This is a genomic window from Anoxybacillus sp. B2M1, assembly GCF_001634265.1.
Taxonomy (GTDB): domain Bacteria; phylum Bacillota; class Bacilli; order Bacillales; family Anoxybacillaceae; genus Anoxybacteroides; species Anoxybacteroides rupiense.
This window is the reverse complement of the sequence record NZ_CP015435.1, coordinates 686,926-706,276: the sequence shown is the minus strand read 5'-3', so window position 1 is coordinate 706,276 and position 19,351 is coordinate 686,926. Positions and strand designations below refer to the sequence as shown.

Genomic DNA, 19,351 nt, shown 5'->3' with positions numbered 1-19,351 from the left:
TCGATTATCGTTCCATTTCAATCATAAATTTATAGCGGTCAGCTCGATACACCGACTTCACGACCTCAAGCGGCTGACCGTTTTCTAAATAGCTGTTGCGCTGGATCAGTAGCACGGGGGCCCCTTCTTTAATTTGCAAAAGATCGGCCTCAACTTTTCGAGCCACAGATGCTTCTAATATTTGTGTAGCGGATCGAATCGTCAGTAGCTGTTTCTGCTCAATAAATTCATAAAAGGAACCGCTTACAATTTCTTCTGTTAAATGAGGAACAAGCGAACATGGAACATAGGCGATCTCCAAGGCGATCGGCAGCTGATCAGCAAGGCGAAGGCGTCTGATTTCGTAGACTTCTTCTCCTTCCGAAACATGAAGCTGTCCTGCTAATGAAGAGCTCGCCGGAATGGTACTAAAGCTTAATACCTTTGTGCCCGGTTCCATTCCTCTTGCCCGCATATCCTCTGAAAAGCTGGTTAGCCCTTTTAGCGGCTGCTCAATTTTTTTCGTCGCGACAAACGTTCCTTTGCCGCGTTGTCTCACTAAATAGCCGTCATTCACTAGATTGTTGATTGCCTGTCGAACTGTCATTCGGCTAATGTCATATCGTTCTGACCATTCCCGTTCAGAGGGAATCATTTCTCCTGGTTGCAGCTGTCCTTTTTCAATCATTTCTTTAATTCCCTGTTCAAGCTGATAGTAAATCGGAAGCGGCGAATGTTTATTAATCATTGTGCATACACCTTTCTCTGTTCTTCACTAACTAAAGCGAGCGCTTTTTGATCAGCCATGATGGTGACATTGTCATGTGTTTTCAAAATGGAGGCCGGGATCGCTGGTGTTACTTCTGTTTCTAATAACTGAGATAAGATCGTGGCTTTTTCCTCTCCTGATGCTAATAAAAGAATTTGCTTGCTCTTCATAATGGTCGCTATTCCCATTGTAATCGCATGGGTTGGCACTTCTTCTATGGAAGAGAAAAAGCGCGCATTGGCTTTTCGGGTTGATTCAGCTAGCCTCACTACATGAGTAGTAGAATCAAATGAAGTGCCAGGTTCATTAAAGCCGATATGACCGTTTTGGCCAATCCCCACGATTTGTAAATCTATTCCTCCTACTGCTTGGATCATCTCCTCATAACGCTGGCATTCTGCTTCGACATCCTCCGCAAGCCCATTCGGAATATGCGTCTGCGATGGCGGGATGTCAATGAAATGGAAAAAATGATGATTCATATAATACCGGTAACTGCTAGGATGATCGCCATCCAGTCCGATATATTCATCTAAATTCACCGTATGAACATGGCGGTAGGTTGTTTGGTGATTTCGATAATCTTCCACAAGCGCCGCATAAGTTCCAAGCATCGTTCCTCCAGTGGCTAGTCCGAGCACTGAATGCGGATTGATTCGCACTTGATGGATGATCCACTCCGCTGCTTTTTGGCTCATCTCTTTGTAGTCGCGTACTTCAATGATTTTCACTGCGCAACACCTCCTGTTTGGCATAGGCTAGCCTTCCCCGGCAAAAAGTTAGGATAACCTCCCGTTCTTGATTAAGCACGACTATATCAGCATCTTTACCTGGGAGAATGCTTCCTTTTCGATCAAGAATGCCTAATTGTTTAGCAGGGTTCCAGCTCGCCATGCGGATCGCTTCTTCAAGCGAACACCGGGTAAATTCCATTATATTTTTCACAGCATCCTTTAATTTCAGTATGCTTCCTGCAAGCGTCCCGTCTTTTAATGTAGCTTGTTTTCCCCGAACGGTGACTTGCTGACCTCCCAGATCATACTGCCCTTCACCGAGACATTTGGCGCGCATTGCATCGGTAATCGCAATCAATCCCTCGCTTCCTTTGTTGCGATAAGCAAAGCGAACCATTTCAGGTGCTACATGAATGCCGTCTGCGATAATTTCACATAATACTTCCTCATGCATCAACACCGCGCCGACCACCCCAGGTTCCCGATGATGCAGTCCGCGCATACCGTTAAATAAATGCGTAGCCTGTGTCACCCCGGCTTGAATGGCTTCTTTCACTTCGGCATAAACCGCATCAGAATGGCCAATGGAGGCAATCACTCCTGTCTCCTTTAAATATGCAGTAAGAGACAGCCCGTTTTCTTCCTCTGGCGCCAGTGTGACAAGACGGATATGCCCATTGGCTTCCTTCTGCCATTTTTTGAAGAGTTCAATATCCGGCTTGATGATATTGCGGGGATACTGGGCACCCGCCCGCTTTGGCGAAAGAAAAGGCCCCTCTAAGTGAATTCCGAGCACCTCTGCTTCTCCGGGCCGATTGTCATGTGCCATATAGTTCGCTACATTTTTCACCGCTTTTTCAATCTCGCTGGAAGCTGCTGTCATCGTGGTTGCTAGAAAGCTAGTGGTTCCTTCCTTTGGCAATACGGAGGCCATTGTTTGTAAAGCTTTTGCTGTGGCATCCATCACATCAGCACCAGCAGCACCGTGAATATGAAGATCGATAAAACCAGGAAGCACACAATCATGAATGCTTAATTCAATTTCCTTAGCATTGGATGGCGGAGGGGTTGGGCCGACGTAGGTTATTTTGCCATTTTCAATTAATAAATATCCTCGTTGAATCTGTTCGTTTTCCGCATAGATCGTCGCATTTTTTAGTAAAAACTGATCCATTCTCGCACCCCTTCTTTCCTTAAAGTCATCTTAACATTATATTATATAGTTGTCTATACCAATTTAATATTTTTATAGATATGTATGAGGACATTGATTCGCTATCAACAAACGAATCTGGCCGTCTTCATAGGCATGGAAATAGCGCAAATAAAATAAAAAGGCTAATATGTTAACCATCCTTCATTGTTTGTGATGGGTTTCGCATCAGATGGGCTTAAACTTGGTGAACAAGGAACATAGCCGAGTGCGGACGAGAATCGAACAAGGGACGTTCTGAGCGGACGAACGAGATCCATTGACGTTTGTCAATAATCTACTGTAGTTGAGCAATTTTCATTACAATAATTACCATGCGAAAAGAGATAAACGGGGCACCCCTTATGCCACATGGAGCTGTTTTTTGACAACATCGATGGGGATATCTTGCTTCGCTGCATGGTAAATGAACTCCACGAGGCGATGTCCTTTTCTCTTGCGCAGGAGATCCAGCCCATTAGAAACCTCGCCGTTCGACTCGAACATGCTGTACACATAAGCGAGTTGCACCAACATCCCATACCGTTTCACCGCTCGAACTTGACGAACGCGGTACCCATCGAGCTTCAGCTGGTCTTTCGCTTGTCGAAAAAAGCATTCGATCGACCAACGCTGGGCATAGTAGCGCAAGATCTCTTCATCGCTTAGCTCCCGGTCGGTGCTCAAGACACAGTGAAGATGTTCGGGTGTCATCGGCTGATCGGCTTTCCAAGCAAGCAGCACCACGGCATCATCGAGACCTTTGAGAGCGCCTTCGTAGCGATACACCCGATAACGCTCTTCTCCCACCGTGACGAGGTGAGTGTCGTCTGGTTCGATGGAGCGGGCCAACTGCTTCGCTTGGACGGCGATGCCCTTCGGGTAGAGAATCCGGTTGGTCTTGAGCATGGCGATGACGTGGAATCCCTTTTTCAGACAAGCTTCCACGAGCGCTTGTGAGGGATACCACGAATCCATCAGCACATAGACGGGACATTGTACATCCAACGAAGAAAGCATCTCGATCGCGAGTTCCCCCTTGCTTTTCCCAGCCGCCTTGTCGTAGAGGCGGAACGCAAAGGGAAACGCTTGGGTCATCGTATGAACCATGAGCCAAACAAGAGAATGTCCCCAGACAGACTTTCTATCCGCATGAGAATAATGCCAATCACACCCTTGAATCGCGTGCGTGGCCCGTGACGAGGGCTTGGTTTTTTGGCAAATCGTATCATCGATCGAAACAAACAGGGGTTGATTCTCTCGTTTCGCGCTGCGTTCGACACGACGAAGGCTCCACTGCTGGAGTTTGCGAAGCAGCGTTTCTTCCTCCCAAGGGCTTTTCGTGAAAAAATGGCTGAGTGTCGTGCGATGGTTCGGATGAAAGCTCCCATGATGAAGATCGGTCAACGTTCCCGAAAAACCTTTCGTCACCATCGCATCCACGATATGAACGAGATGCTTCAGGACAGGTTTTGAAAAATAAAGGGACAACCCTAACATCGTAAAAAACTTGTGAATTTCTTGATGATGTGCTAGTCTATTATGAGACATGAACCTCCTTGTGGGTAGTTGGTAGCACATCTATTCTAACCAAGGAATCGGGTTCATGTCTCTTCTTTTGTTTAGTTGTAAATTTATGTTAGTGGATTTGCTCATCTACAGTATATAATTCTTCTAAACTGTACTCTAATGTTCTCCATATCTCCACGGTAACTTGCTGGCCATTCCGGCCGTTAATGCTATAAGGCAAGCGAAATACACACGTCACATCTGTAGCGGCTGTATCCGCTCCTAAATGCTTTAATGTAGCGATATGTTGAGTGGTAATGTATTGAGACAGGAAAGCCATTGTCGGCGCCGCTCCGCCGCTAATGGAATAGACCAGCTGCAGACCGCGCCCAGAGAAAATCACTAAATTGGGATTAGGGATTCTCCCTTTAATGATCAGCTGCTTAATCTCTTCTAAAGCCTTTGAAATGGAAACATTGACTTTGTAGCAATCAATATCAACGCCGATGTTACGGATCTGTTTTAATGCTTTGGTTGTGCGTGAACCATATTCGAAAGCGTTCAGGCTTAAATACACATCAGTTTTTCGTTTTTTCGTCTCTTTGAGCAATGCGTCTAAATCGTTAAGACCATAGAAACTGTGTTTTTTGTTAGCCAATTGTAGCGTACAGACAAAACCTGTTTTCTTTGACTCCGACAAATAGCAATCATGCCATTCTTCAATATATGTTTCTTGGATTTGCAACAAAAAAGCCACGTCGAAAACTCCTTTCAACGTGGATACATCCCCGTTTTCAACAACATTTCCAAAAAAAAAAACAAAAAAAACGAACACATCATTATTGAAATGTTCCTTTACTTGGTTTATATCTGAAACAATGTTAAAGCCGATGATAAAATCCCCAATATAGCCGGAATAAAATTCCTCACTTACAATAGAACCATCGTGTCAATGAGAGGAGCTATGGTTCATGATGACGAGAGGGGAATTTTTTATGATCAAAGAAATGTATGAAAGGGGAATGAGTATTTCCGATATGGCGAGGAAATGGGGGATCGATCGGAAAACCGTCCGAAAATATATTTGGACCTCTGTCAATAGATTGGACAGCCAGAATCGAGAAAATTACGCAATTTGACCGTACATTTGTTCGTATTGAAAAGGTGTAAGATACCCGATAGCGGAATGTACGCGTTTCCGGTTGTAGAAAAACTCGATGTATTCAAAAATCCGACTTTGGGCTTCCTTGCGGGTTCTGAACTTCTCCAGATAGACGAGTTCCTTTTTGAGCACGCTGTGGAACGATTCGATGCAGGCATGGTCATAGCAGTTGCCCTTGCGGCTCATGCTGCATTTCATCCCGTATTTCAAGAGCCGTTTTTGGTACTCATGAGATGCGTATTGGCTGCCGCGATCGGAATGATGCAGGACTTCGCCTTTCGGCCGTTGACGGTTGTAAGCCTGATCCAGAGCTTGCAGGACCAATTCCTTGGTCATTCGCTCATCGGCGTGCCAGCCTACGATTTTGCGCGTGTACAAGTCCATCACGCTCGCGACATAGAGCCATCCCTCGTCTGTCGGAACGTAAGTGATGTCCGCCATCCAGACTTGATGGGGAGCTTGTGCCCTGAACTGCTGGTTCAGCACATTGTCATGCACGGGCAGATTGTGGTTCGAGTTCGTCGTCGCCTTGTATGTCTTGACGGTGCGCGACTTAAGCCCCAGTTCCTTCATGATGCGGGCGACCGTTTTTTCGGATACCCGAACACCTTGCTGGCGCAAGACTTGAGCGATCTTCGGGCTGCCGTACAGGCGACGCGAGTCCACAAAGATACGGCTAATCTGTTGTTCCAGTTCTCGGCGACGTTTCTTTTGCTCGCTTTCCTGGCGCCTGGTCCATTGATAATAACCACTCCGGGATACGTTCAAAACCTTGCACATCTCCGATACCGGATACTTGGAGCGGTGTTTGTGGATAAACGCAAAGATCCGTTCCGGTCTTTTGCGAAGATGTGCATCGCCTTTTTTAAAATTTCGTTCTCCATCTCGAGTTGGCGGATTCGTTTCTGCATTTCGAGAAGGGTTTTTTCCTCGATTTTCAGGTTGCCGCTGCCGCGAAACGCATTGACCGGATCCTGTTTGAATTCGTTGATCCAGCGGTACAGAGTATTGTCGGATACGCCCAATTCTCGGGCGACCTGCGCCACCGGCTTCCCCTGTTCCTGAATCATTTTTACGGTTTGGATTTTGAACTCTTTGTCATATTTCTGACTCATCTTCGGACACCTCGACTTTACTAGGTTTATTGTCGCATTCTCGATTCTCGGTGTCCACTATTTAGTCTAGCATCAAGCGATGTTAGATCGATTACTGCATCATTCCATCATTTTTAATCTAAAGGGGGAAAGCTATCGATTACGGGAAAAGAGGATTCAACAAGAAAACAGAAGGATCAATGAAAGGTCCTTCTGGGGAATTTTAAACCGGCGATTTTGGGGAAAAAATAATCGGCCTTGACAACAACACATGGCAAAGCTGCAGAGTAATGTTGGTGATATAAAATTTTACATGTCGGAAAACGTATTATACTTGTCATACCTCTATCTTTTGATGTAGCAATTCTCTTTACAATGTCCTACGGGAACAATCTTTCTCTTTTTTGCTATATGATCATATAATTGTTTACCAAAACCGAGGATACTACTCAACCTAAGTACAAAATACATAGGGACTAATAAGGGTACCCTTATAGCTATAGCAGAAAAGGCATCTACATCAGTGACAATTTTTCCATTTCTAAAGATTTTTGCATGCATTCTTTCTTCTAAATTAGATTTATCGATATCTATTTTTAAATCTCCATCGCGGAAAGAGATAAAGTTAACTAATCGAAACCAATCTAGATATTCAATCTTTTTCTTAATGGATGTACACATTGGACACCAACTGTCATAATATACATCTATCTTAAATATATCTTTAATCATAATATCACCCTAGTTCTTTGACACACATTTGAAAATGGCATATGATATAGTAGTGTAAAGCATGAAGAAGCCATATTCGACCCTAACTTCCTTATTTAGAAATATCTCAAATTGGCTCGATACCTTATGTGAAAACTAAAACGGTGAACATCCGTCTTCGTTCCGCTGAATTCTCGGGTCACTATGGCATAAAATAACCAAAGGACTCATCACCACTTTCGAATATGTAGCGATCACTCTAAAGAAGATAAGATATTGCGGATCTCTTAGTAAGTGATAGTTTATTCGAGAGACATGAACCTTCTTGTGTAATAGTTTAGTGTTACATCTACTCTAACCAACGAATCAGGTTCATGTCCCCCTTTTATTTGTATGTTCAAGTACAGTTTATTATTCGATACTCAATCGTTCTACAACTGTATTTATAAACATTTCTTTTTCAAGATCACTACTATTTGCTGTAGATTTTGGCCAGAATTTTACACCGGCATATACATATACGCCAGCAACTGCGACAAATGTTTCGACTGCTCCACCAATTTGTACATATAGCACATAAGTATATACTTGATATCCTACCATGCACATACCAGTTGCTGTATCAGTTATATTTTCTCGTTTTTTTGCATTATGTTTTTTTAATACTTTTTCAAATAATTCTGCTCCTTCCCTCATTGCTTCATCAACTTTTAATTGATCTCCACTCGTAATCTTTTCTTTGAATCTAACAAAGAAACTAGGATCTAACTTTTTCATTTCCTGAATAATAAATGCAACAGCTTTTTTATTTTCCTCCGTGGATATTTTTTTTGAAATCTTTGGCGTCCAAATCTCAGGGAATAACTTACTAACAGGACCTTGTCCGAATAGTAAGCCTTTAAAAATGGTTTCTCCACTATATTTAGCAATATCCTCTTTAATTTGTTTGTCTTCTCTCTTATCAGCATTGTTGCTAAATAATTCAAACCATCGTTCTTTATACGTGTCTACAGTTTTAGCACTCGCCACTTGGGTACCTAAACCCGTTAATAGAGCTACAGATAATGTACTAGATATTACTTTTCTTGCTATTTTCTTGTTCATTTTAATTCCCCCTTTTTTTAATTTTTTAATGAAGAGAATAATAAGATGAGGTGTGTTTAACCTTTTTCATCTACCATGTAACCGACGAGAAAAATTGAACCGTTTTCGCTAAATAAGAGTGAACACTTTTCTGGAAATTCCAGCGTAATCCCTATCACTTGACATGGAGCCTCTGTGTACAAGATATTTCCTAAAAAGCGAGCAACAACAAGAATCAGCCGCATGAAACGAGGCTATCATGTACGCCACTCCATGTAAAGTGCATGCTTCTAACTGGTTAAAAACTGTTCAATTTAATCAATCGAATTCTGTTCAGTTTTATTTAGCGGTCACATACCACCTACCTTGTTTATTTTTAATTATGTTAGGCCCCTTGTTTTTCAATCATTGTTGCCTCATTATTGGAACTAAACTTAAATTTCCCTTTACCAAACTTGTATTCTTTATCCAAAGGTCTTAAATAAAGAATTAAAGCAGCAAACATAATGATTGCAAAACTAATGAGTCCTAACATAATAGCAATCAAACCATGCAGAATAAATCCACTTATTAGAAGTGGTTTTTTCCATTTATCTTTAGCAAATAAGCCTAAGAAAAGAAATAACTCTAAAACGGTTGTTCCCCAAGTAAAAAATGCTACTAGAGGGCTTGTTAAAATGGGATCTGCAAATTTTTTAATAAAATTTGGTAAACCTAGCATTGGATCGGATAAATAGTAATAAAGTGCTGTTCCATCGATCCATTCCTCTCTAAAGTATTTGGCTACTGCAGCATGGAAGTAAATAATGCTTACCTGAAACCTAATACATCCAAAACAAACCAAAGCTACTACTCTAGCATGCAATGCTTTAATAGAATGATCATATTTTTTAATAGATTCCCAATGCCACTTTCTTGGATCTGTTAATGTAATAGGAATCATTAGGAAGGTCAAAACTTGTGCAACCTGCTCTCCCCCGTCTAATGTAACAGCGGACGTCTGTAAACTGAATGCTATCCACCAATGTAAAATCCCTGTTATTCTTGGACGCCAACCACTAGCAGTAATTAAAAGAATAATAATAGCAATCCATTTAGCGACATTTAAATAAAAATAATCTGCTGGTACTAAACAAAAAATTGACAAATGGTTATTTGTGCAGTTAGGATATGTATCTACACCTGCAACAGGTCTAAAAAACGTTGTCACATCGTTTACTAATAATGTAAGAGCTGTGGAAAATGCAATTAAGCTTCTTGCTAGCCCATAGACATTGGTCCAAGGATTTTGATTGACTACCCATTCATAAACCTGGTTGCCTATCTTTTGGAGCATAATACATTCACCCTTACTACTTTAGATGGCATTTTAATATTTTCCATACTTTTACTCCAAGCCCAAGGCACAAGTTTTTTATTTACCACTCCTACTTCTCCACATATTGTCGGATTAGGAATGTCATTTTTTACTTCTATACTTTTTTCTAACTGATTTAGACAATCCATAGGATCCTTTTTACAGGTGCTCCAAGCAGAGGGAGGAATATTTGAGTAAATGCGACCATACTCAATTCCTTGTGCTCTCCCATATCGTCTTAAACCAAAAAAATTCTCAGGCCGGTTATTAGGAAAGGTAAAAACAGAATTACCTGTTTTCATGTCGTATGCGAAAAATTGTTCCTCTCTGGGATCCTTACTAAAAAAGCCCCATCCTTGAGGAAACCATTTGATCATATTGATCTTACTTTCGAACGGTAGTGTGACTGGATTAGTAGGTAGGGCAGCATGGATCGCGTAAACAAACAGTATAATCAAAGCACAGACTGTAATTAAAAAAGTTGCGCCTAGTGCCTTTTTATCACGAATACTTATAATTTCTCCTTTGTTCATTACATTAACACCTTCCTAATATCCTAATAGATTTAATTTATAATATTCACAAAAATCTAAAAAACAGAATTCATCTTAATAATAAATCAATTTCTTTATTTTGTGAACATATAATTACCAAAAAAGTAAAAAAAAGAACTAAACACCTCTAAGGCATCTAGTCTTTTTGAACCAAACCAATTTAACATTCAACGATTATTTCTGGCCTCATTTTTTTTATTTGTTTTAAAAATAACGATTTGTCTTTAGGAGAAATTAAGATGAACTTCGATTTCCCGTACACTACTTGTAAACGATCAAGTGATAGAGCTGGTGCCGCTAGAGGATTTTTAGACTCAGTAATCACTTCAATCTCTTCAAGAGGAATTGTCCAACTAAAAATTCCTCCTCTAACTTTTAAGACTTTGTCAGTTAAAATGTAAAATGTATGGAACCATCCTGAAAGCAAAAATAGTGTAAATAAACTACAAATGACTGTTAATAAAATTTTGTCAGTAACAGTTAGATCCTCCGCTATAGTACCTAACTCTAAGTGGACAGCTGTTGGCAACGCAATACTCCCAACGATTAATAGCCATGTCAGGATGGAACTAATGGGTCCTTTTTTCGAGTAAAATACCAACTCAATCCCTCCTTCCTTTTACATCTATGTTTATTATATTTTACCATGTTTATATATGTAAAAAACAAGTGATGCTTAAAAAAATTGAATAAAGACTTTATGAGATATTTTTTGCCATGAATTTTTTATGTACAGAGGACATATTTGTAAGTAATTTCTAACACTCTCACCCTGCTTGTGATGTCAAATTATTTTTATAACTGTAGTTGAGCAATTTTCATTACAATAATTACCATGCGAAAAGAGATAAACGGGGCACCCCTTATGCCACATGGAGCTGTTTTTTGACAACATCGATGGGGATATCTTGCTTCGCTGCATGGTAAATGAACTCCACGAGGCGATGTCCTTTTCTCTTGCGCAGGAGATCCAGCCCATTAGAAACCTCGCCGTTCGACTCGAACATGCTGTACACATAAGCGAGTTGCACCAACATCCCATACCGTTTCACCGCTCGAACTTGACGAACGCGGTACCCATCGAGCTTCAGCTGGTCTTTCGCTTGTCGAAAAAAGCATTCGATCGACCAACGCTGGGCATAGTAGCGCAAGATCTCTTCATCGCTTAGCTCCCGGTCGGTGCTCAAGACACAGTGAAGATGTTCGGGTGTCATCGGCTGATCGGCTTTCCAAGCGAGCAGCACCACGGCATCATCGAGACCTTTGAGAGCGCCTTCGTAGCGATACACCCGATAACGCTCTTCTCCCACCGTGACGAGGTGAGTGTCGTCTGGTTCGATGGAGCGGGCCAACTGCTTCGCTTGGACGGCGATGCCCTTCGGGTAGAGAATTCGGTTGGTCTTGAGCATGGCGATGACGTGGAATCCCTTTTTCAGACAAGCTTCCACGAGCGCTTGTGAGGGATACCACGAATCCATCAGCACATAGACGGGACGTTGTACATCCAACGAAGAAAGCATCTCGATCGCGAGTTCCCCCTTGCTTTTCCCAGCCGCCTTGTCGTAGAGGCGGAACGCAAAGGGAAACGCTTGGGTCATCGTATGAACCATGAGCCAAACAAGAGAATGTCCCCAGACAGACTTTCTATCCGCATGAGAATAATGCCAATCACACCCTTGAATCGCGTGCGTGGCCCGTGACGAGGGCTTGGTTTTTTGGCAAATCGTATCATCGATCGAAACAAACAGGGGTTGATTCTCTCGTTTCGCGCTGCGTTCGACACGACGAAGGATCCACTGCTGGAGTTTGCGAAGCAGCGTTTCTTCCTCCCAAGGGCTTTTCGTGAAAAAATGGCTGAGTGTCGTGCGATGGTTCGGATGAAAGCTCCCATGATGAAGATCGGTCAACGTTCCCGAAAAACCTTTCGTCACCATCGCATCTACGATATGAACGAGATGCTTCAGGACAGGTTTTGAAAAATAAAGGGACAACCCTAACATCGTAAAAAACTTGTGAATTTCTTGATGATGTGCTAGTCTATTCATGAGACATGAACCTCCTTGTGGGTAGTTGGTAGCGCATCTATTCTAACCAAGGAATCGGGTTCATGTCTCTTCTTTTGTTTAGTTGTAAATTTATGTTAGTGGATTTGCTCATCTACAGTAATCTAGAAGGAGGCTAATGCTAGCCCCCTTTACCTTTAACCCGCTTTCGTTGTTTCTTTGTTCCCTTGCTGCAGCTGATACATATGATAATAGATTCCCTCTTTTTTCATTAGCTCTTCATGCGTTCCGCGTTCAACAATCATCCCGCGATCTAGCACGAGAATTTGATCCGCATTTTTAATGGTTGACAAACGGTGAGCAATAATAAATGTTGTCCGTCCTTGTTTTAAAACTTCCAGCGCTTTTTGAATCGTCGCCTCCGTTTCTGTATCGATGTTGGCCGTCGCTTCGTCCAGCACTAGAATAGCCGGATCAAACGCCAACGCCCGTGCAAACGAAATCAGCTGTCTCTGTCCCGATGACAAGGTGCTGCCTCTTTCCACGACTGGTTCATCAAATCCATTTGGCAAATTTTCCAATAGTTGATCGGCTCCAATCTCCCGAAGGGCCTGTTCTATTTTCTGTCGGGAAATAGCAGGATCATTTAAACCGACATTTGAAGCAATCGTTCCTGTAAATAAAAACGCATCCTGCAACACGATCGCCATATGTTTTCGAAGCAGCTGTTTCGGGATGGTTTTTATATCCTTCCCATCAATGAAAATCTGTCCCTTTTCGATGTCATAAAAACGGAACAGCAAATTCATGATCGAGCTTTTTCCTGACCCCGTGTGGCCGACAAGTGCAATAGTTTCGCCCGGCTTAGCAGAAAAAGAAATGTCTTTTAGCACATATTCCCCTTCTTTATATCCAAAAAACACATGTTCAAATACGACATTTCCCTGATAGCGAGGCATCTCTCCATCATATACCTCTTCCCCTTCTTCATCAAGAAGCGTAAAAATACGATGAGCTGCTACTCTTGACTGCTCTAGGTTGGCCAATTGATTGACCATTTCTGTAATGGGCTGGAATAAGCGATTCAAATAATCAACAAACGCATAGAGAAGGCCGAGTGAAATCGCTTGGTGATTGAATGAATCGTGGCCAAAATGCCAAATTAATGCGACAAAGGCAAGATTGCGCAGCACCCCTACTAAATTGTGGGAGGTGAGCGAATTTAAGTTTAGAAGCTTGTTTTGATACACAAAATATTCGCGATTGAGTGTTTCAAATTCCCGTTCAGTTTCTTTTTGTCTGCGAAACGCTTGAATAATCGGCATGCCTTGAATAGACTCATTGACCATTGCATTAATGTCACTTAGCCGTGAACGAATAATATGGTTATAGCGAGACGCATATTGGCGGTAAATTTTCATCCAGACGGCTAAAATCGGAATAAGAATGAGGCATAGAAGCGCTAAGCGCACATCTAACAGAAACAAGGCAATAAAAATTCCTGTCATGTAAATAGTGCTTGTAAAAAAAGTAGCCAGCACCGTCACATACAATTCACGAATGGCTTCGGTATCATTTGTGATGCGGGCGACAATTTTTCCGACAGGCAGGCGGTCGAAATAGCGAATTGGCAGGCGTTGGATATGAGCGAACAAATCCTTGCGCATCGTTTGAATAATGCGATTAGCCGCCATTTGCAGACAGTAGCGCTGTCCATACTGAAACACTGTTGCCGCCAATAACAAAGAAAAATAAAGTGCCAAAAGATAAATAATCGACCGAATTTCCGGCTGATAAAAACGGAACAGCTCGCTGTTCGACAGTTTTTCAATCGGATATACGGCTTTTTGCTCACCATGTTGAATCACTAACATCCCGTTTTGAATCGACCGTTTGCCATCAAATGTGATCGCGCGGTCTACAAAATAATAATCGCGGCCAATTTGTAGCAAACGTACTTCTTTGCCTTTTGCTTCTCCTTGAGCGAAATCGTCGCTTCGTTTATACCATTTTCCATTATAAAAAACCGCTTGATCGTCATTTTTATCAGCCTCATACCATGGAGATTCAATTCCTAAAATGTGTCGATCAATAATTTTTTTAGCGATCAACGGACCCGTTAATTCGGCAGCCACTGAAATCGCCAGCATAAATAAGGCCGCCACAATGATTTTTTTGTACTGAAGCGCATAAGCGATTAGCCGTTTACCTGTATTCATAAAAACACCCCGCTGTTTTCTGGATCCTTTGCTGCTTGCTGACGAATAAATTGTTCTTTATACCAGCCATTTTGTTCTAATAGCTGCTCATGTGTGCCTTCCTCGATGATTCTTCCATTTTCCAAAACAAGAATCCAATCCGCGTGCTGAATGGCTGATAAGCGGTGGGTTACAATGATATTTGTTTTGCCGGTGCGCTCGCGCCGAATATTTTCAATAATAGCTGCTTCTGTTTTGGCATCGACGGCTGAAAGTGCATCATCCAAAATTAAAATCTCCGGATTGAGTAACAGCGCCCGAGCGATGGAAATCCGCTGCTTTTGTCCTCCAGATAGCGCGATTCCCTTCTCTCCTACTAATGTATCAAGCCCCTGCGGCAGCAGCTGAATATCATTATGGAGTGCAGCCAATTCAATCACACGCTGCAATTCTTCACTGTCCGCATCCTTTCGGCCAAATAAAATATTTTCTTTTACTGTTTTCGAAAATAAAATATGGTCTTGTGGAACATATCCGATCCAGCTTTGAATGACTTCCATTGGAATACGTTCAATCGGCACACCGGAAATCGTTATGCTTCCTGCTCCCAATGGATATTGCCGCAGCAGCTGTTTCATAAGCGTCGTTTTTCCGCTTCCTGTTCGCCCGACGATTCCAAGCGTTTGTCCTCGTTGGAGCGAAAAAGATATATGTTGTAAATGCGGAATGGTGGCTGACGGATAGCGGAACGTTACCTGTTGAAATTCAATTGTTTCTGGCTTTTCGAGTAAGACCGGCTGCGGGTGGTTTTGAACATCTGGAAGATAGGCAAGCGTTTCATTGACGCGATCAAGCGAAGCATTGCCTCGCTGCATAATGTTAATGAGTTCGCCAATGGCAAACATCGGCCAAATCAGCATTCCTAGATATACATTAAAGGAAACTAATTCTCCTAACGTCATTTCTTTATGAAAGACTAAATACGATCCATATCCGATGCCGATTAAATAACTCAGGCCGACCAGCACTTTAATGGTAGGATCAAATAATGAATCAATACGGGCGACCTTCATATTTTTTTGATATACCTCTTCGGTTAGTCGTTTAAACCGTGCCTCATCTTCTTTTTCCTGCACATAAGCGCGAATGACACGAACACCGGAAATGGATTCGAGTACATAGTCGTTCATATCGCCAAAAGCATCTTGAGCTTTTGTAAAGCGTTCGTGGATTTTTTTTCCGTATACGTTCATCGCCACTGCCATCACTGGAAGCGGCAACAAAGCCGCCAAAGTCAGCTTCCAGCTAATGAGCCCCCCCATTGTCAATAAAATAACAAGCATAAATACACTTGAATCCACGAGAGTTAAGATGCCGAATCCGGCTGTCATCGATATCGCTCTTAGATCGTTTGTCGCTCTTGCCATTAAGTCTCCTGTACGGTTTTTCTCGTAAAAGGTCGGTGTCATGGAAAGCAAGTGCTTCATAAATCGGGAACGCAAGCTTCTTTCAAGTAAAAACGCACCGCCAAACAGCTGATACATCCATATATAGTTGATGCTGTAAATCACGCCTGCTAACCCTAACAATAAAGCTAGGTACTTGAGCAGTTGGCTTTTATCTAAACCGTTCACATACATATCATCAATCGCGATTCCGATGATCCTGGGAGGAATCATTTCTAACATTCCGACCACTACTAAAAGCACAATCGCAATCGTGTATCGTTTCCAATGCTGTTTAAAAAACGCTTGAAGTTTCCATAATACTGAAAACACTCCAAATCATCCCCTTTCACTGTTTGTTTACATCTAACCGCTGTTGATCTCTCTCGCTTGTAATGCCAGCATCATCCATTTCATTTCCATTTTTGTATTCCTCCTTTAAGTCACTTAGTTGATGATCAAACAAATATTAAAATCTCGGATATATACCGCATTTACGATCCATCATTTCTTCTTCAATCTTCTTGACTAATTGCTCATGTTCAATCTCTTCGATTGTCCACTTTCTTCGTTGAATCGTAATGGTTACAAACAACAGATGAACCATCATTCTTTCCCACCTCCTTTCATAAAAAAGCCGCATGGAAAAAGAGTCTCCAGCGGCTTCAAAAAAGCAAAAAAGCCGCGGGAATAGCGTCATCCCACGGCTTTATATCTACATAAAAAGCCGCAGGAAAAAACGATCTCCTTCCCTGCGGCATTCCTTCTTCAGTTAAAAAATGATAGCCATAACAGAATCGGAAGGTTGAATCGTTCGCACATATTCATTTTTAGATGCTACAGCTTTCATCATGTTAGTCATTGTGTTCATCCTCCTTCCGAAATCATGTTACAAAGTAAATTATATCCAAAGATAACTAAGTTGTAAACCTTTTTCTGCAAAATCATTCGTAAGAAAAATAAGCTCTACGTTTTCTATACATATCCAACCAGCGAAAGATGCCCGCCATACCATGTGCCTGAAGACTGAAACGCTCTCCATGATCCTCTCCCACCCACACTCTGTTAATAGGTGGGAGACGGATCATGTTGAAAACTTTCAATCTATAGCCTTCGTTGTTGATGATTCCGCCCTAACTATTGCTCATTCGGCAGCTTTGACATTTCCGCCAATTTTTCCTCGATTCGATTTAATTGCGCTTTGCGTTTTTTGACGGAATAAACAAACAAAACCACTCCTGTGATAAGCAAAGCCGGCATCACGATAACGAACAATTGAAAAATGATATCACCAATATGCATGATTCCCATCCTTTTTTCATTTTTTATCATTATACCTTCATTTGGATGGATAAATAAAGGTAGTCCTCCATTCATTCTACTCTAAAGTAGTTAAAAACGAAGGATGACGCTATCGATCACGCTCGTTACATCACTTTCCCTTCTCTGGATACTAGCACGCTCTTTTTTTCTTTCTTACTATAAATATTAAACAAAATGCCACCAAATACGAATAACGCTCCAATTATATGGGTCCATGTCAAGCGTTCATGGAACACGATTGTTCCCATCACAGCTGCCGATATAGGCATCACGTTAATAAAAATGGAGGCGGTTGACGCGCCTACCTTTTGGATACCGTTATACCACCAAACAAAGCTAATAGCAGAAACAATGACCGCTACATATAACACACTAAGCCATACTTCCCAATTGCTCGCTTTTATCGCGGTGAAAGAGGTATAGTACAAAGCGAAAGGAAATAAGAAAAGCGTTCCGAATCCCGTTGCATACGTCGTTGCCGCTAAAGGGCTATATTTTTTCATCACCACCTTCCCGATCACAGAATATATACTCCAACTGAGACAGGCGCCTACTAAAACAAAATCAATCGGAGAGAGCCCAAGCTTTACAATAACGGATAGCTGCCCGTTTGTGATAATATATAAAGCTCCGATGAGCGCCATAACCATACCTAATATGCTTTTAGCGTTGATTTTTTCCTTTAAAAACAGGCCCGAAAAGAGCGTAATCAACGGAGCATTCACCGCAATAACGAGAGAGCTTTTGACAATCGGCGCGTATTTAGTCGCAATAAAAAAACAAACGTTATATAGAAAAATACCTGTAAGGCCAAGCAGCGCAAACATCCCCCAGTCTTTTTTGGTAGGAACCTTTGCTTGCCGTTCCCTCCAACGCATGAGCGGAAAAAGAATCAGGCTGGCCCCAAAAAAGCGGAAAAAAGCAACTGAAACAGGATGCAGGCTGACCGTCGCTATTTTCCCCGCAATGAAAGCGCCTCCCCAAATAGCGGCTGTCAGGAAAAGCAAAATATACGTTTTTATATGATTCATTTGCACAAAAAATCCTCCCATAATCGATAAAATTTCTGATATAATCAATTCTACAAATATTTGGTCATAGGTGTTATTGATAATAATTGATGCTATTCATCAAGATTTTTGATAGGAGTTTGATTGCAATGAATATCAATTATTTGCAAACGTTTCGCGAAGCCGCAAAGTGGAACAGTTTTACCAAAGCTGGGGAAGTGCTAGGTTATGCTCAATCAAGCGTCACCACACAAATCAAAAAATTGGAAGAAGAATTTGGGGTCATTTTGTTTGAACGTTGGAGCGGCAGAATCAAATTGACACCCGCTGGAAAGGAATTGTTAGAATATGCTAATAAAATGATCCATCTGCTTGATGAAGCAAGACAAAGCCTTTCTGAGCAAGCAGAACTGGCTGGAAGCTTATCGATCGGCACTATTGAATCCATTGCAGGCTTTTATCTTCCTCCATATTTGCAAGCATTTAAAAATAAGTATCCGCGGGTGAATTTACTCCTCCAGCAAGGAGTATGCCAATATTTAGTTAAAGGTATAAAAGAAGGAAAATACGATTTAGCTATTATTCTTGATCAAAAACAAGAAGATCCAGATTTACATTTTATGATCATCAAAGAAGAACCATTAGTGCTAGTCGCAAAGCCTGATCATCCTTTCGTCCAACGGGACCCTATCTATATGAGAGATTTGGAAAATGAAAAGCTCATTGTGACAGAGCAAGGCTGTAGCTACCGTGAAATGATCGAAAATTTATATCGCCGCCATGCAGTACGGCTTGAATTAACCATTGAATTAGGGAGTATTGAAGCAATTAAACGATGTGTGGCTTATGGGCTTGGAATCGCGTTTTTACCGCTCATGGCGGTAAAGGAAGAAATCGCAAATGGAAAATTAATGCTCCTTCCCCTTTCCAACATAAAGCCTAAACTTTATTTGCAGTTGGTGTATCACCAAAAGAAGTGGCTATCGCAATCAATGAAACAATTAATCCATCTTCTTTTAGAAGAAAAAATGCCGTGAGATTGATTGGTTCCTTTTTGTGAATTCAATTAGGCATCAGCCCATGCCAGGCTAGCGGCGTCCTTTAGCCAAAGAAATTTCTTTATTATACTTAGCAGGAGTCAGAACTTCTTCCTTTTCGATATCTTATTCAGAAGGGTGCTCGGTACAAGCTTATTCTGTTACAGTCCAGACTGGACCTTTCACACATT

17 protein-coding genes and 3 pseudogenes are annotated in these 19,351 nt (G+C 41.7%); 3 read left to right on the top strand and 17 right to left on the bottom strand.

The window, feature by feature from the left end; all coding sequences use genetic code 11:
- Positions 1-4 precede the first annotated feature (4 nt).
- The 5 genes and pseudogenes from GFC28_RS03450 to GFC28_RS03430 all read right to left on the bottom strand — a co-directional run bounded on the left by GFC28_RS03450 (position 5) and on the right by GFC28_RS03430 (position 4,940).
- Entirely contained in the window at positions 5-727 is a 723-nt protein-coding gene (locus tag GFC28_RS03450) for a GntR family transcriptional regulator (RefSeq protein WP_044742512.1), read from the bottom strand.
- Positions 724-1,479 (bottom strand): glucosamine-6-phosphate deaminase, encoded by a 756-nt coding sequence (gene nagB / locus GFC28_RS03445; protein ID WP_044742511.1) that lies wholly within the window; start codon positions 1,477-1,479, stop codon positions 724-726. Before nagB ends, GFC28_RS03450 begins: the two co-directional genes overlap by 4 nt.
- Complete coding sequence (gene nagA / locus GFC28_RS03440) at positions 1,466-2,656, bottom strand: N-acetylglucosamine-6-phosphate deacetylase (RefSeq protein WP_044742510.1); 1,191 nt, start codon at positions 2,654-2,656, stop codon at positions 1,466-1,468. Before nagA ends, nagB begins: the two co-directional genes overlap by 14 nt.
- 381 nt (positions 2,657-3,037) lie before the next feature.
- A pseudogene (locus GFC28_RS03435) lies at positions 3,038-4,268 on the bottom strand (IS701 family transposase).
- 45 nt (positions 4,269-4,313) lie between these two features.
- Positions 4,314-4,940, bottom strand: a complete 627-nt coding sequence (locus tag GFC28_RS03430; protein ID WP_197478857.1) for a hypothetical protein — start codon at positions 4,938-4,940, stop codon at positions 4,314-4,316.
- A gap of 214 nt (positions 4,941-5,154) precedes the next feature.
- On the opposite strand from GFC28_RS03430, the pseudogene GFC28_RS20210 reads away from it, so the two are divergent.
- Positions 5,155-5,268: pseudogene (locus tag GFC28_RS20210) on the top strand (helix-turn-helix domain-containing protein); the annotation flags it as partial.
- 41 nt (positions 5,269-5,309) lie between these two features.
- Here the strand turns inward: GFC28_RS20210 and GFC28_RS03425 are convergent.
- A protein-coding gene (locus GFC28_RS03425) for an IS3 family transposase (RefSeq protein ID WP_197478858.1) occupies positions 5,310-6,460 on the bottom strand; the annotation gives its coding sequence in 2 pieces (ribosomal slippage) (positions 5,310-6,205 and positions 6,205-6,460; 1,152 coding nt in all).
- Between the two features lie 76 nt (positions 6,461-6,536).
- Here GFC28_RS03425 and GFC28_RS19670 point away from each other — a divergent pair.
- Positions 6,537-6,701: pseudogene (locus GFC28_RS19670) on the top strand (ATP-binding protein); the annotation flags it as partial.
- An 83-nt stretch (positions 6,702-6,784) separates the two neighbouring features.
- Here the strand turns inward: GFC28_RS19670 and GFC28_RS03415 are convergent.
- The 11 genes from GFC28_RS03415 to GFC28_RS03370 all read right to left on the bottom strand — a co-directional run bounded on the left by GFC28_RS03415 (position 6,785) and on the right by GFC28_RS03370 (position 18,144).
- Positions 6,785-7,171 carry a thiol-disulfide oxidoreductase DCC family protein gene (locus GFC28_RS03415; RefSeq protein WP_052123408.1) on the bottom strand — a complete coding sequence of 129 codons (387 nt, stop codon included), beginning with the start codon at positions 7,169-7,171 and terminating at the stop codon, positions 6,785-6,787.
- A gap of 390 nt (positions 7,172-7,561) precedes the next feature.
- Positions 7,562-8,254, bottom strand: coding sequence for a sporulation delaying protein family toxin (locus GFC28_RS03410; RefSeq protein ID WP_044743090.1), 693 nt, complete (start codon positions 8,252-8,254; stop codon positions 7,562-7,564).
- 364 nt (positions 8,255-8,618) lie between these two features.
- On the bottom strand, positions 8,619-9,569 hold the full coding sequence (locus tag GFC28_RS03405; RefSeq protein WP_044745799.1) for a sporulation-delaying protein SdpB family protein: 951 nt from the start codon (positions 9,567-9,569) through the stop codon (positions 8,619-8,621).
- Entirely contained in the window at positions 9,554-10,123 is a 570-nt protein-coding gene (locus tag GFC28_RS03400; RefSeq protein ID WP_052661017.1) for an SdpA family antimicrobial peptide system protein, read from the bottom strand. Before GFC28_RS03400 ends, GFC28_RS03405 begins: the two co-directional genes overlap by 16 nt.
- A gap of 181 nt (positions 10,124-10,304) precedes the next feature.
- A complete protein-coding gene (locus tag GFC28_RS03395) occupies positions 10,305-10,745 on the bottom strand; it encodes a PH domain-containing protein (protein ID WP_004577731.1) in 441 nt (146 codons plus the stop codon).
- Positions 10,746-11,007: 262 nt separating this feature from the next.
- Complete coding sequence (locus GFC28_RS03390; protein WP_066329444.1) at positions 11,008-12,189, bottom strand: IS701 family transposase; 1,182 nt, start codon at positions 12,187-12,189, stop codon at positions 11,008-11,010.
- A gap of 155 nt (positions 12,190-12,344) precedes the next feature.
- Positions 12,345-14,366: an ABC transporter ATP-binding protein gene (locus GFC28_RS03385; RefSeq protein WP_044744012.1), complete on the bottom strand. Its 2,022-nt coding sequence runs from the start codon at positions 14,364-14,366 to the stop codon at positions 12,345-12,347.
- Positions 14,363-16,123 carry an ABC transporter ATP-binding protein gene (locus GFC28_RS03380; RefSeq protein ID WP_044744011.1) on the bottom strand — a complete coding sequence of 587 codons (1,761 nt, stop codon included), beginning with the start codon at positions 16,121-16,123 and terminating at the stop codon, positions 14,363-14,365. Before GFC28_RS03380 ends, GFC28_RS03385 begins: the two co-directional genes overlap by 4 nt.
- A 136-nt stretch (positions 16,124-16,259) precedes the next feature.
- On the bottom strand, positions 16,260-16,400 hold the full coding sequence (locus GFC28_RS18685; protein ID WP_080861200.1) for a YrzI family small protein: 141 nt from the start codon (positions 16,398-16,400) through the stop codon (positions 16,260-16,262).
- Between the two features lie 527 nt (positions 16,401-16,927).
- Positions 16,928-17,092: a hypothetical protein gene (locus tag GFC28_RS19450; RefSeq protein ID WP_172798635.1), complete on the bottom strand. Its 165-nt coding sequence runs from the start codon at positions 17,090-17,092 to the stop codon at positions 16,928-16,930.
- Positions 17,093-17,217: 125 nt separating this feature from the next.
- Positions 17,218-18,144: a DMT family transporter gene (locus GFC28_RS03370; protein ID WP_369818765.1), complete on the bottom strand. Its 927-nt coding sequence runs from the start codon at positions 18,142-18,144 to the stop codon at positions 17,218-17,220.
- Between the two features lie 128 nt (positions 18,145-18,272).
- Here GFC28_RS03370 and GFC28_RS03365 point away from each other — a divergent pair, with 128 nt between their 5' ends.
- Positions 18,273-19,160 (top strand): LysR family transcriptional regulator, encoded by an 888-nt coding sequence (locus tag GFC28_RS03365; protein WP_172798634.1) that lies wholly within the window; start codon positions 18,273-18,275, stop codon positions 19,158-19,160.
- Positions 19,161-19,351 lie beyond the last annotated feature (191 nt).

What these genes read in the sequence shown, in the direction of transcription:
- GFC28_RS03450 (WP_044742512.1), bottom strand. Translation starts at nt 727, where the DNA reads ATGATTAATAAACATTCGCCGCTTCCGATTTACTATCAGCTTGAACAG.
- GFC28_RS03415 (WP_052123408.1), bottom strand. Translation starts at nt 7,171, where the DNA reads ATGATTAAAGATATATTTAAGATAGATGTATATTATGACAGTTGGTGT.
- GFC28_RS03390 (WP_066329444.1), bottom strand. Translation starts at nt 12,189, where the DNA reads ATGAATAGACTAGCACATCATCAAGAAATTCACAAGTTTTTTACGATG.
- nagA (WP_044742510.1), bottom strand. Translation starts at nt 2,656, where the DNA reads ATGGATCAGTTTTTACTAAAAAATGCGACGATCTATGCGGAAAACGAA.
- GFC28_RS03365 (WP_172798634.1), top strand. Translation starts at nt 18,273, where the DNA reads ATGAATATCAATTATTTGCAAACGTTTCGCGAAGCCGCAAAGTGGAAC.
- GFC28_RS03405 (WP_044745799.1), bottom strand. Translation starts at nt 9,569, where the DNA reads ATGCTCCAAAAGATAGGCAACCAGGTTTATGAATGGGTAGTCAATCAA.
- GFC28_RS18685 (WP_080861200.1), bottom strand. Translation starts at nt 16,400, where the DNA reads ATGATGGTTCATCTGTTGTTTGTAACCATTACGATTCAACGAAGAAAG.
- GFC28_RS03385 (WP_044744012.1), bottom strand. Translation starts at nt 14,366, where the DNA reads ATGAATACAGGTAAACGGCTAATCGCTTATGCGCTTCAGTACAAAAAA.
- GFC28_RS03410 (WP_044743090.1), bottom strand. Translation starts at nt 8,254, where the DNA reads ATGAACAAGAAAATAGCAAGAAAAGTAATATCTAGTACATTATCTGTA.
- GFC28_RS19450 (WP_172798635.1), bottom strand. Translation starts at nt 17,092, where the DNA reads ATGCATATTGGTGATATCATTTTTCAATTGTTCGTTATCGTGATGCCG.
- GFC28_RS03370 (WP_369818765.1), bottom strand. Translation starts at nt 18,144, where the DNA reads ATGAATCATATAAAAACGTATATTTTGCTTTTCCTGACAGCCGCTATT.
- GFC28_RS03400 (WP_052661017.1), bottom strand. Translation starts at nt 10,123, where the DNA reads ATGAACAAAGGAGAAATTATAAGTATTCGTGATAAAAAGGCACTAGGC.